Consider the following 12,256-nt stretch of genomic DNA (forward strand, 5'->3'; position numbering starts at 1 on the left):
GGAGGCGATTGGGCCGAGTATGGGTCAAGTACGGAGCCCGAGGTGCCGGTCCAGCTGACCGCGCAGACGCGCAGAAGCCCCACGGAGAGTCCCGAGTTGTCGCACTTCTGCCGCCGCGAGTTCCGTCCGCCCAGCCAGCGCGAGCACAGCGGCATAGGGCCGTTCACCTTCGGCGAGCTTCGCCGCCACGGCATCACGGACGCCTCGCAGCACCGCGTGGTCCGCACTCGGATGCTCCGCCAGCAGCCGAAGGAGCCTGTTGTCGTTCCAGGCACTGTCTTGAGCCGTGCTCAGTTCCAGCAGAGTGCCAGGCGCCGTGGCGGGATTGGCGGCCAGCGCCTGCCATACGAAGGGGTACGGACACCGTGCAAGTCGATGCAGTACGGCGCTGTCGCTCTCGACATGCGCCAGCTCGAGGTAGTCAGCAGGCGTGTGCACAGACATGGCCCCCAGAATCGTCGGGGCGATCATCCTGCCATCAGGGCCCAGTGCCCAGCGCGCGGGGCACTGCCGCAACCGGTCGAAGATCGTTTACGGGACGGCCCTTAGGCACCACCGACGCTTGACAACGGTCATGGGGAATCAGTCACAGCGGCTACGCCGTCAAGCGGGGGATTGTCCCCGGAGAGGATTGCGTACTGATGCGGACATGGCCTGGGAGGCTGTGCGGGTGACTGAGACGACCCCCTACGACGCCGACCGTGCCCGATTCACCCGCCAGGCGCTGGCACGCCTGGTCCTCTGCGATCACGCCGTGGACATCGCCGATGGCGCCGCGGGCCTGGTCGCCACTGAGAACGACCCTGACACCGGTCCAGGGGGCCGGGTCAGCCAAGCAATCCAGCTCATCGAACTCGCGGATCGCGCTCTGGCCTCGGCCGTGATCTACGAACGGGAGCGCGGCAGTTCCTGGGCGGAGATCGCCCAGTATCTAGGAATCGATCCCGCAGCAGCAGAAGAGCGGTTTGCCGCGAACCTGGACAGCTGGAACACGGCCTTCGAAGTCCCCTATCGGCTCGACGACACCGGCCGTAAGCGCATACCTCAACTGCCCACGGCGGCGTATGACCCCGCGTGGGCCTGCACTCAACTCGACAGCTGGGCCGGGAGCCGGCTCATTCTTGTCAACGACGAGCGCCCCGTCAGCTCGGGTCTCGTCATGGCCGTGCCCGAAGACGGAGCACCTACGGTCACCCCGTAGCGGTGTTCGGCCCCCGCAGGAAAGGCGATCGTTTCGTCGGACGGAACGTGAGCCTGAAGGCAGTGGTGGAGCTGTCCGAACGCGCAGTTGAGACTGCCTCAGTCTCGCGTTCAGACGCCCAGGCATCACCGTAGCGGTCTGAACCCCAGTCACGGGCCGCCGGGTTAGGCAAAAGCGCTCCCCGCGCGTCCGGCCTGTCAGACCATCTACTTCGACTCCGCCTGTGCCGCGCTGGAGGCGTACAAGCCGCCGATGATGGCCTTCACAGGTAATCCTCTGGGGCCGGAGCCAGCCCGGTTCACCGGAGGCAGCACGGGATTCCTTGGGATGGGCCTCCCACAGCGGATCGCCGCGCAGCTCCGTCGCGAAGTGGGTCTCGACCTACCCGGACCAGCCCCCACCCGCAGGCTGCACCAACTACCGTTTGGCCTGGTCAACGTGGGTGCAGCGGCTGTACCGCCAGCAGACGAAGAACCTCCTGGTGTCGTACACGCCGAAGAAGCTGGGCTTCTTCTAGCCGCAAGAGAAGGGCACCTGACCAGGGCAGATGCCCGGCAGGCGCCCTTCTCGGCGCACATCTAAGCAGCGAGTCGAAACACGCCCTTGCTCCCGATATCCCCCACCCGTATCCCAGCCCTGACCAGCAGTTCCGGGGCGTTTCCGGGCCAAGGTCCCGCTAAGGCGCTCTCCGCATCGTCGTCGTCCGTGACCTCCTCCCATCGCCGCATGGAGTCTTCGATCAGGGTGGCGTGATTCCGCGCTTCAGCCAGGAACTTGGCGTAGTAGCGGAACAGGACCTGGATGCTCTGCCCGGCCCGGCGCGCACACTCCGCAGGGTCGACGCCGGAGGCCAACCAGAACGAGAAGAAGAGCAAGGTCCTCAAGGCCGACCCCGCCCTGCACAAGGCTGCCCCGAACAACGTCGTCTCCATCAACGTTGCCGCCCGGTGGCTGGGCTTCCAGGACGCCTCGGCGATCCGCAAGTACCGTCAGTCGAATCCCGGCTACTTCCCCTGCTGCTCGTAGTATGCGACCGGCTCCGTACAGATGATCTCCGTGTGACCCGTCGTGGTACGTACGGCGATGTTCAGCGGTACCGTCCCCGCGGCGGGCAGCAAAACCCCGCGAACCCGGACGCGCGCCTGGTCGAACGCGAAAACATGCTCGGCGAGGTGACGTCCGGCGAAGGAGCACGACAGGCGTGCCATCACCCCGCCTCGCAGCGGCAGCTCTGCTTCGAAAGCATGATCGACCCCCTCAGGCTCCGAGCACCTGGCCGTGCCAGTGCCGTCGGCCTCGGGCAGCCCGGTGATCTCCTGAAGCGCCTGGAGCCAGTAGCTCGCCGAGTTCCTGAAGATGCCGCCGCCCAGCTCGGGCCGCATCCGGTAACCACCAGGGGAAGGCGCCTGGAACCCGAACCGGCTGTGCATGCTGTGGAGCCGGCCGAACCCGCCCGCCTCCACCATGTTCCGCACAACGGCGTGCCAAGGGTGCCGGAGTAACGGTCTGGCTCCGCCCGGCGTAGACAGACGGAAGACAGCCGTGCGTCCGGCGCGGCCACTCCCCCGGAAGGGGAGGTCTGCACCGGGCGCGTCGGATACTACGGGGCCTCGGCGCTGACTTGAATCACCCGCGCTTTGGCAATCCCCAGGACCTCAACGATCCGACCGGCGGCCTCCACGGAGAAGAGGCCCTTGGTCACGCTGAGGATGAATCCTGGTGCAGGAGGATGGTGCACCTCCCGCTGTAGGAAGAACGCCTCTCCATCCGCCGGGGAGAAGGCGAAGCAAACCCACTCTGCGAGGGCGTCGTGGACGGTCTCCGGATCGCCCCAACGCTCCTCCAGAGCCGCGCGATCAACGTCGACCTGAGCGAGAAACTTCATGTCGCCAAGGGGGACATCCCGTTCGGAAATCCTCTTCAACTCTGCTGCTTCCAGCTCTCTCGGATCCATGCTTACCGCACCTCTGTGATGATGATCGGAATAGAGGCCCAGTCGTCGCCGTCCTTGATGAAGGAGCGGACGTCGGCCTCGACGTCGGCCTCCCAGGAAGCGTATCCGGGCGGAGTGTTGCCCTGGGGCTTGGGTTTCACGGTGGTGTAAAATTCCAGGCTTCCTGGTTTGGCGTTCGTCGGGATCGGGCCTCGGTGCGCCTGGGCCGTGGCGTTGCCGCCCCATTTCGGGGTCAGGCCCCACAGTTCGCCGGACTCGACGATGGCCCGCGCGTCATCCGCCGTCTGGGTCGGCGAGGAGAGCCGGTGGAACGGGCCGTACAGGGTCACCGGGCCATCCGGCAGGCTCTTGCCTGCGGTCAGTACCTTGGTCCCGGCCGCGACGGTCGCGTCGCCGACTGCCATGCTTCCGCCGGAGGCGCCGCCGGTCGCCATTTCCGCGATTTCCGCGGCGCATACTGGGGCTGTGGCCAGGCATCCTTCGGCCAGGACGATGGCGACTGGGGCAAGGATCACGGCGGCTGCCACGACTGTGATGGCACCCAGCACGACCTTCTGCCAAGTTGAGAGTTTCCCTGTGTCCGGCAGGTCGTTGGCGTTCGGGTCGTACTGGGGGTTGGTTCCCATGGCCCAGCAGGCGTTGCAGTAGCCGTCGTCCTTCTTGGGCTTTGGGTCAGGCCCCTTTTTGAACACGATCTTCGCAGTGGTCGCGCCGCTGGTCTGGGTGACCGTGGTGGTCATGGTGCCGCTTCCGGCGGTGCCGTTCTTCTTCGCGTACTGGAACTTCTGGGTGTAGGTCTTCGTGTATGACCGCTTCCAGCCGTTCTTGGTCTTGGTCCAGGTCTCGGTGCCACCGTTGCAGGAGCTTGAGGAGCCACCGCACGCGCCGTCGGGGCGGAGCCCGGTGGGGTCGGCCTCAGGAGTACGGGAATGCTTCCCGTCAACTACGTGACAAAGGGTGAGGCGATGGCGCAGGGTTGGCAGCCTGGAAAGGCTCTGGGGGGAATAAAGTCCCTGGCGCTCAACTCGGGGGAGAAGTCTTCCAGAACACGGGCTAGGTCAAACTTCCGTCTGCGAGTGGGCGGACGTGACACGAAGCTGATATTGGAAATATCGAATCGGAAGTGATGGTGATGATCCTCGAAATTGACGGAACAAAAATCCGCACCATAAGCGACTTCCATGCCGCAATGGCCAGCATGCTTGACCTCGGCTCGTATTATCGCCCAAATCTGGCCGCCCTTTGGGATATCCTGTCGACTGACGTCGAAAGGCCAGTCCAGGTCATCTGGCGAAACTCGAACGCGAGTCGAGCCGCGATGGGGAGTCTGGCTTTCGATCCAGTCCGTGATCTATTGCTGCGGGTTCAGGCGCAGGATGAAGAATTTGGATGGGATGAACGATTTACTGTCTGTTTCGAATAGATGGCCGACCCGGGTGGCCTAAGGCTTGAAATGTGTGGAGACTCCCTGGGGTGAACAGTGTGCCGCCCTCTGAAAAGTCTGAGGGCGACACGCGGCCTTACCACGCTGGGGTGGTGTTGGGGCAGCTGGCCCACCATCCGTCATCACCCCTATCCATGCTGGGACGCCGACAACGCTCCCGTCATACTCGTTGGGCCGCATTTTCGCAGGAGGACTGCCGGCCACTGGACTCCATCCGTCAGTTAGCGGGGCCTCAGCGACAGCAGGTGCATCACGTCTCGCGCACCGAGACCTACTCCGCTTCCTGTACGACCACTCCCAATCCTTCCCACAGACGCCTTTTCTGACATCACCGCGGCCTACGACGACCGGGCGATCTCGCTGGCCTGTCCAGCGGGAAGTACGTTGAGTAGGTATGTGATTGGCATCCCCCCGGTATCCCTCCACAGAGTGCGTTCGCGCTGATCAGAGTCATACCGACGGTGTACACGAGCAGACGAAGAACCTCCTGGTGTCGTACTCGCCGAAGAAGCTGGGCTTCTTCTAGCCGCGAGAGAGGGGCGCCTGACCAGGCAATATGCCCGCCAGGCGCCTTCGCGGCGTACGACCTGATCGCCGTCCTCGTCCGCGCCCATCGGGTGGACGCGGCGCTGGAGTCACTCGCCGGTCTCGAATGCGTGCGGCTGCGTGCCAACGGCCTTGACGAACTCGTCCGTGGCGAGGATGGCGTGGGCGTACTGCGGCGCGTTCACCTCGAACGTCGCCTTCATCTCGTCCCAGCTGAAGGAGCCGATGGCGTCCCTGATCAAGGTGACGTGGAAGCCGAGCTCCTGCCCGAAACGTGCCGTGGTGTCCACGCAGGTATTCGACTTCATGCCGATGATCACAACCTTCCGGATGTGGTGCTGCTTGAGCATCAGGTCCAGATCCGTGTTGGCGAATCCGCTGGAGGACCAGTGCTGGTGAATGATCAGCTCGTCCTCACGGGGCTGGAAGTCCGGGTGCCACTGCGCGCCCCAGCTTCCCTTCGCGAAGGTCTGCCCCTTGACGACACGCTGCTGGGTCGGGGACAGATGGTCCCAGCTGAGGTAGTCGCCCGGCTCCGTCTGGTGGTGCGGCACGATGAAGACGCGGAAGCCCTGGTCGCGGGCCACGGCGAGCATCGTGCGCATGTGGTCGAGCAGGTCGACGCCTTCTGCCACCTCCTTGGCCTGAGGCCAGAGCTTCCCGCCCTCCGACAGGAAGTCGTTGTAGGGGTCGATGATCAGCAGAGCTGTCTGGTCGGGAGGGTAGGTTGTCGTGTCGACGGTCACCGTTCCTCAGTCCCATCACATGGCGAACGAACGAGGGAACGGCCGACGGTCGCTTGGCGTCCCTACGAGGGGACAGCACCAAAATGAGGCGTGGCCCGCCCCTGCGGCCGGTCCCTTCCTTTTATGCGGCAGCGAGAGCCGCGTTCTCGATACTCTTGGCGAAGTGCGGGGTTTCCAGCCTGTTGTGCGCTGTTGAGGCGACCTTGTGGGCCTCGGACGCCTGGTCGAAAGTGAGACCGGCCCTTTCCAGGAACTCCAGGAATTCGTCGGTGGGATGCACGGTCACCTCATTGGTGAATTCCAGTCCGTCACCGTCGGGCTTCGCTGTCAGCTCCCAGATCACCTGGATCTTGCTGCGGCCACCGTCGGAGAAGACATCGGAAGTCGACACCATCTTGCAGTGCAGCTTGTCCGTGATTTCACCGACGTAGTGCTCGATGAGGAGCGCGCTGCCGACCTGCTCGACGTTGATCGACATCGGCCGGCCGTCGTCCGTCGTCGTGTAGCCCGCGGAGATATGGTCACCGGGGGCGCAACGCTGGTACTCCGCGTCCGGGATACTCAACAGCCACGTGGCTATATCGACCTTGTCCGCAGGCGCGTTGATCCGGGATGTGACGGCGGACCGCGCGAGAAGAAGGTCGTCGCGTATCTTCGTCATCGCAAATTCCTCCACACGGGGTTGATTCCGAGGACAGACCACCCGCGTCACCTCAACGAATCCACACCGTGGCCGCCATTGCGACCCGGGCCTACACTTCGGCTCACCCCGTCTATTGTCTCACTCCCGTGTGTTTGCGGCATCCTGCGAATCGTGCAGAAGATCCGGGGATCATCGTCGATGACCTGGTGCACGGGCAGGTCCCTGATGAGCTCGACGACGAGGCCGGCCGTCATCCCCGGCGAACAGATCGTCGTCGCTCGTTTCCAGCCCCTTCAGCAGCTTGCCCGAGTGTGGGGATCACCTCATGTACAGGGCGACAGAGGCCGTACGAGGTAGTGAGGAGGCCACCCACGAAGAGCGTCAGCTTGCCTCCCGATTCGGACGGGTCCTCCAGATCGCCCTGCATCGGCATGCTCAGGTACTCCGCGGTGAGCAGGTCCTCGGCGAGGCGGATGCGCTGCTTCCCGTCCCGTCTTCCCGTCCGCAGGTCGATGGTGTGGACCTCGGGCTCTCCCTGCACGCTCGCCGTGACATATGCCCGATCCGGATGAGCCCCATGGTGGAGAACGGGTCCTCGGCTGTACTGAGCGAGGCTGGGGAGTTCCACGGCGGACGAGAGGCGGCGCCCTTGCCGTGCGTCCCAGTACTCGAGGACCGAACCTGACAAGGTGACCACCCTGTCGTCGCTCTGGAACATGATGTCGATCGTGTCCGGTTCTCCGGTCGCCTCGTCGAGGGACGGCGCGGACACGGCGAATTGGCTGATCCGACGCAGGGAGGGCAGGGCGCGGACCGTGATCCTGTTGCGGCCCGAGAGGTCCGCCGCCAGTACCGAGGACGCCGGATCGGTCAGGAGCCGCGCACGCTCGGCCATGGGGATCATCAACAGGAACCAAGCGGTGGCGGTGGCGGTGGCGGTGGCGGTGAAAGCTGATCTCGGCGACGTGCCGGCTGTCGGCTGCGCGGAGCAGCCGACAGCCGGCAGCGCCATGGCCACGGCTCATACCGTCCAGAGGGTCAGAACGTGCCGGCGGAGCTGCACTTGGCCTTCTGGGTGATGCAGTCCTTCACGCGGTGTCCGAGAGCGGCGTTGTCCCAGGCATTGAAGAAGTCACCATGGATGGACGATGGCATGCCCGAGGCCAGCCGGAAGCCCTGGGTGCTGCCGCTGGTCGGGTAGCTGGTGACGAAAGAGAGGTTGGGGATGGCGACGGGGTAGGCGCCGCTGCACTTGCCGTCGTAGGTGAACGCCACGTGCGACTTGTGGTCGGGACTGTCGAGGTTCTTGCCGTCCCAGCAGTCGGGGAAGACGAGCTGGTGGGTGAGGTGGGCCTTCGGGGCGCAGACCGGCCAGTTGCCGTCGGCACTTCTGCCGGTCTCACCGCCCTCGCCGGCGCACCAGAACTGGCCCGGCGATCCGGCCGGGGTGGGCGTCTGCGCCCTGGCGTCACCCGCGATCATGCGGAATCCCTGCGGGAAGGGCACCGTCACCGAGGGGTCGGGGAGCCGGGAACCGTAGTAGACGATCATGCCCTCGGGTTCGACGGCCTTGTCGTTCTCGTAGAGGGTGGGAATCCAGTACGCCGAGAGGTCGTCGGCAGGGGTGCAACTGGTCGGCGCGTTGGCCAGCAGCGAATCGGTCGTGGAGAACGCGTTGGTGCTCTTGTTGCCGAAGAAGCTGTGCATGTGGGACGCGCCGGGAAGGCCCGGAAAGACGATGGGGTCGTCCGGCTTGGAGTGACTGTAGGTGCAGGTGGCGTTGAACTCCGGAACCCGGACCACACCGGCGGGCACCGCGGCCGGCGTCATCGCACGGAACTGCGCCAGCTGAGCGTTCCACTTGGCCTGGTCGATGGGAACCCATCCAGCCGCCGCGTCATCCCCCTCGCCGACGAAGGAGAACCAGTTGATGTTGACGAAGTCGCCGGGTGCCGTGCCGCGCAGCACGGCGAACACCGTCTGGGAACCGGTGGGGTGGGTGGTGACCTGGGTGGTCCGGGTCGCCCAGTTCTGCCAGCCGCCGGTCGGGGAGATCGGCAGGACGGCGAGCAGCGGTCCGGTCAGACCGGCGGTGCGCAACTCCAAGGTGCCCGAGCCGACGGCGGAGGCGATCCGGGCGGACACCGTCAGCCGGCCGGCCGCGCCGAGGTCGACGTTGTCGAAACGCATCCAGTCGCCGTCGGCGAGGAACGAGGCGTTCTGCCCGCCTCCGGTGTCCGAGGTCGCCTCCAACGCGACACCTGACTGGGCGGCGTAGGACTCGGCCTGGACGGTGACCGTCGCGGCCTGCGCCTGCTGGGTCGAGACGGTCAAGCCCACGGCGGCGGCCAGCACGACCACCAGAGCGTTCACTAACAGCGTGTACAGATGTGCGGGATATCTACGCATCTCACATCCTCATGGGCATCGGGGTGAAGGGCCTTCTTCTTGCCGGAGTTCTTGCCGGAGTTCTTGCCGGAGCGGAGCGATGGGGAGAGCGGGAGCCGGACCGGCGGCGTGTGCCCACGGCGTGATCCAGGTGTCCCGGGCCGCCCCGAGGGTGCGGGCGGAGCGGCCCGGGATCTACGCGAACGCTGGGCGGCCGAGGACTACTGATAGACCCGCACGTAGTCGACGAGCATCTTGGACGGGAAGGGGGTGCTGGCGTCTGTCGGGCCCGGCCAGTCACCTCCGACCGCGAGGTTGAGGATCATGTAGTGGGGGTGGTCGAAGATCCACGGTCCGCGTGTCTGCTCCACCTGGTCCTTGTCGAGGGTGAAGACGGTCCGGCCGTCCAGGCTGTAGGTGATGCCTTTGCTGTTCCAGTCGGCGGCCCAGGTGTGGAAGTCGTCGGAGAAGTCCGCGTTCCCGGGCAGTGTGTACGGCGAGCCGATTCCGCCTCCGCCGTTGTAGGCGGGCGCGTGGACGGTCGAGTAAGCGGTCTTCACGTCCTTGCCGAGGACTTCGACGATGTCGATCTCGCCGTTGTACGGCCACGGCCGGCCCGTCAGGAAGTCGGCGCCCATCATCCAGAACGCGGGCCACAGACCGTTGCCCTTGGGCACCTTGATGCGTGCTTCGACGCGTCCGTAGGTGAACTGGAACGTCGCGCCGGTGTTCATCCGCGCCGAGGTGTACTGACAGGTGGTGCTGCCGGTCAACGGGTCACGCGGGCATGACGATCCGGCGGTGGCCTCCTTGCGTGCTTCCATCACCAGGTGTCCCGCCCCGTCGAGTGAGGCGTTGCGGTGGTCGGTGTAGTACTCCAGCTCGTTGTTCGGCCCGGTGCCCGGATCGGCCCTCCACTTCGAGGCGTCGGGCTTGCCGCCTGCGGCGCCGTCGAATTCGTCGCTCCACACCAGTCGCGGCGGGTTCGCGGGGTCGCTCGGCAGGGGCGGAGGCTGGATCGGATCGCCGCCCGTGCCGTACACCTGGAACTCCCACAGCGAGTAGCCGTAAGGGGTGGCACGCTGCGTCCCGTACATGCGCACATAGCGGCCGGTGCCGGAGACGGCCAGCGTCTGCTTGAAGCCCGTGCCGGACGTCGTCGAATAGATCGGCGTCCAGTCGGTTCCATTCGGCGAGACCTGGATCTGGAAGGACTTGGCGTAGGCGGGATCCCACTGCAGGACGACCTTGTCGATCTGCGCCGTCGCGCCGAGATCGATGGAGATCCAGCCTGGATCGGTCCATCCCGTGGTGGAGCTTGTGGCCCAGCGAGAGGCCGGATCCCGGTCGAAGGCCCTGGCCGGCGTGCACTCCCAGCAGTTCTGGTCACTCTGGGAGGAAGAAGCCGTGCCCGGCCTGCCGTAGGAGAGCAGTCCGCCGGCGTCACCGTCCGGACCGCCGGCACCGGCGGTGCCGTACACCTGGAACTCCCACAGCGAGAAGCCGTAGGCGGTGGCACGCTGCGTCCCGTACATGCGCACATAGCGGCCGGTGCCGGAGACGGCCAGGTTCTGGTTGCCGCCTGTGCTCGTGGCCGTCTGGTGGACGACGGTCCAGCTCTGCGCGTTGTTCGATACCTCGATCCTGAACGCCGTGCCGTATGCGGCTTCCCAGTTGAGGACGACCCGGCTGATCTCGGCACTCGCGCCGAGGTCGATCTGAATCCACTGCGGGTCGGCGAAGGCGCTGGACCAGCGCGTCCCGGGGTCGCCGTCGACGGCGCTCGGAGCGCTGAAGGCTCCCTCGGTACTCGACGCGGTGGCGGGCTTTCCCTGGGAGAGCAGGACCTCCGCCGCCTGGGCGGAAGGGGCGGGGAGAGCGACGAAAGCGAGCAGTGAGGCCGTGAGGGCCAAGAATAAGTTGAAGCGGCGCAGCAGCGATTTCATGGGCGACTCCTCAAGTGGGGGAGGTGAGGGAGCGCTCCCTGAAAGGGAGGATGGAGGGGTCGGGAAAGGCTGTCAAGGGGCTGTTCCACCTTGAAAAAACAGCGGCGTAACATTGCCGACAAGCAGAGGGAGCGGTCTCTCATGATCGGGGTGACGCACTGTCGGCCACGGGGGCGGCGCTGAGGGAGACGCACTCCCGAGCGTGCTCATGCCGCCCCGGCCTGCGGATACGCTGCTCACATCGTCATGACGCAGAGCCGGAGGTCGCCCCGATGAGAAAACCCGCTCCGCGCACGAACCCGGGCTGCGGCACAGGGGACGGACAGGTATGAAACGCCCCACTCTCGAAGTGGTCGCAGCTCGAGCGGGCGTGTCCAAATCGAGCGTCTCCCGTGTCATCAACGGCGAGACGACGGTCGCCCCGCAGATCCGAGACGTCGTCATGCGCGCCGTACAGGAGCTGGGCTACGTGCCCAACGGGGCGGCACGCAATCTCGTCACCCGCCGCACGGACACGCTCGCCGTGGTGGTCTCCGACCCGCCTCAAGGAGTCGTCTCCGACGACCCCCTGTTCTCCGCCGTGGTCCGCGCCGTCAGCAGAGAGCTCGAGGCGGCTGGCAAACGGCTCGTGCTCATGCTCGCGGAATCGGACCAGAGTCGGACCAGAGTGGTGCGGTACATCGCCGGCGGGCATGTGGACGGTGTGCTTCTGGTCGCCCTGCACGGTACTGATCCGCTTCCGGCCTCACTGGCACGGCAGGGCCTGCCTGTTGTGTCCTTCAACCGCACCTCCGCACAGGACGTCCCGTACGTGGCGCTGGACAACGCCGGCGGAGCGGCACTGGCCGTGCGTCATCTTCTGGAACGCGGTCGGCGCCGTATCGCCACCATCACGGGGCCACTCGAACTGTACGAGGCGCGTGAGCGTCTCGATGGCTACCGTCAGACACTGCGTGACACCGGCCGACGCTCCATCGTGGCGCTGGGCGAATTCACCAGAGCTTCCGGCGCCGAAGCCATGCGGCAGCTCCTGGAGGACGATCCCGATCTCGACGCGGTGTTCGCGGCCAACGACCTGATGGCGATCGGAGCCCTGCGCACCCTCCATCAAGCGGGCCGCCGTGTGCCCGAGGACGTGGCGGTCATCGGCTTCGACGACATCGAAGCCGCGTCCTACACCAGTCCCGCGCTCACCTCGGTGCGCAGTCCGATGGCCGACCAGGCGACCGCCACCGTCCACCTGCTCCTCGGCCTGATCGACGGCGGTCCCACCGGGCCGGTGATCATGCCGAATGAACTCGTGGTGCGCGAATCGACCTGATGCCGGTGGCGGGCGTAGGCGCTGCTCGCCCGGCGGTTGACCGTTGCGGCACAGGGGTGTTCGGGCG

13 protein-coding genes are annotated in these 12,256 nt (G+C 65.8%); 4 read left to right on the forward strand and 9 right to left on the reverse strand.

From position 1 onward, the window contains the following. Nucleotides 1–24: 24 nt before the first annotated feature. Nucleotides 25–444 (reverse strand): hypothetical protein, encoded by a 420-nt coding sequence (locus ACIOGX_RS28345; RefSeq protein WP_401917395.1) that lies wholly within the window; start codon nt 442–444, stop codon nt 25–27. A gap of 226 nt (nt 445–670) precedes the next feature. On the opposite strand from ACIOGX_RS28345, the gene ACIOGX_RS28350 reads away from it, so the two are divergent. Continuing rightward, nucleotides 671–1,201 carry a hypothetical protein gene (locus ACIOGX_RS28350; protein ID WP_401917397.1) on the forward strand — a complete coding sequence of 177 codons (531 nt, stop codon included), beginning with the start codon at nt 671–673 and terminating at the stop codon, nt 1,199–1,201. A gap of 801 nt (nt 1,202–2,002) precedes the next feature. Further along, nucleotides 2,003–2,227 (forward strand): hypothetical protein, encoded by a 225-nt coding sequence (locus ACIOGX_RS28355; protein WP_401917399.1) that lies wholly within the window; start codon nt 2,003–2,005, stop codon nt 2,225–2,227. Here ACIOGX_RS28355 and ACIOGX_RS28360 read toward each other — a convergent pair. The 3 genes from ACIOGX_RS28360 to ACIOGX_RS28370 form a co-directional block, all read right to left on the reverse strand. After that, nucleotides 2,206–2,667 carry a hypothetical protein gene (locus ACIOGX_RS28360; protein ID WP_401917568.1) on the reverse strand — a complete coding sequence of 154 codons (462 nt, stop codon included), beginning with the start codon at nt 2,665–2,667 and terminating at the stop codon, nt 2,206–2,208. The two genes, ACIOGX_RS28355 and ACIOGX_RS28360, sit on opposite strands and share 22 nt — an antisense overlap. A gap of 134 nt (nt 2,668–2,801) precedes the next feature. Continuing rightward, nucleotides 2,802–3,155, reverse strand: a complete 354-nt coding sequence (locus ACIOGX_RS28365) for a hypothetical protein (RefSeq protein WP_401768558.1) — start codon at nt 3,153–3,155, stop codon at nt 2,802–2,804. A 2-nt stretch (nt 3,156–3,157) separates the two neighbouring features. Further along, nucleotides 3,158–3,895: a hypothetical protein gene (locus ACIOGX_RS28370; protein ID WP_401917401.1), complete on the reverse strand. Its 738-nt coding sequence runs from the start codon at nt 3,893–3,895 to the stop codon at nt 3,158–3,160. Nucleotides 3,896–4,281: 386 nt separating this feature from the next. On the opposite strand from ACIOGX_RS28370, the gene ACIOGX_RS28375 reads away from it, so the two are divergent. After that, a complete protein-coding gene (locus ACIOGX_RS28375) occupies nt 4,282–4,578 on the forward strand; it encodes a barstar family protein (RefSeq protein ID WP_401768816.1) in 297 nt (98 codons plus the stop codon). Between the two features lie 656 nt (nt 4,579–5,234). Here ACIOGX_RS28375 and ACIOGX_RS28380 read toward each other — a convergent pair. The 5 genes from ACIOGX_RS28380 to ACIOGX_RS28400 form a co-directional block, all read right to left on the reverse strand. Next, complete coding sequence (locus ACIOGX_RS28380) at nt 5,235–5,891, reverse strand: cysteine hydrolase family protein (protein WP_401917403.1); 657 nt, start codon at nt 5,889–5,891, stop codon at nt 5,235–5,237. 121 nt (nt 5,892–6,012) lie between these two features. Next, nucleotides 6,013–6,552 carry a hypothetical protein gene (locus ACIOGX_RS28385; RefSeq protein ID WP_401917405.1) on the reverse strand — a complete coding sequence of 180 codons (540 nt, stop codon included), beginning with the start codon at nt 6,550–6,552 and terminating at the stop codon, nt 6,013–6,015. A 232-nt stretch (nt 6,553–6,784) separates the two neighbouring features. Further along, nucleotides 6,785–7,546, reverse strand: a complete 762-nt coding sequence (locus tag ACIOGX_RS28390; protein WP_401917407.1) for a hypothetical protein — start codon at nt 7,544–7,546, stop codon at nt 6,785–6,787. A gap of 26 nt (nt 7,547–7,572) precedes the next feature. Further along, nucleotides 7,573–8,943: a DUF1996 domain-containing protein gene (locus tag ACIOGX_RS28395; RefSeq protein ID WP_401917409.1), complete on the reverse strand. Its 1,371-nt coding sequence runs from the start codon at nt 8,941–8,943 to the stop codon at nt 7,573–7,575. Between the two features lie 200 nt (nt 8,944–9,143). Next, nucleotides 9,144–10,868, reverse strand: coding sequence for a discoidin domain-containing protein (locus ACIOGX_RS28400; RefSeq protein WP_401917411.1), 1,725 nt, complete (start codon nt 10,866–10,868; stop codon nt 9,144–9,146). Between the two features lie 328 nt (nt 10,869–11,196). On the opposite strand from ACIOGX_RS28400, the gene ACIOGX_RS28405 reads away from it, so the two are divergent. Next, nucleotides 11,197–12,189, forward strand: coding sequence for a LacI family DNA-binding transcriptional regulator (locus tag ACIOGX_RS28405; RefSeq protein WP_356516148.1), 993 nt, complete (start codon nt 11,197–11,199; stop codon nt 12,187–12,189). The last annotated feature ends 67 nt before the right edge of the window (nt 12,190–12,256 follow it).

The sequence above is a fragment of the Streptomyces sp. NPDC088147 genome (assembly GCF_044741565.1).
GTDB lineage: Bacteria > Actinomycetota > Actinomycetes > Streptomycetales > Streptomycetaceae > Streptomyces.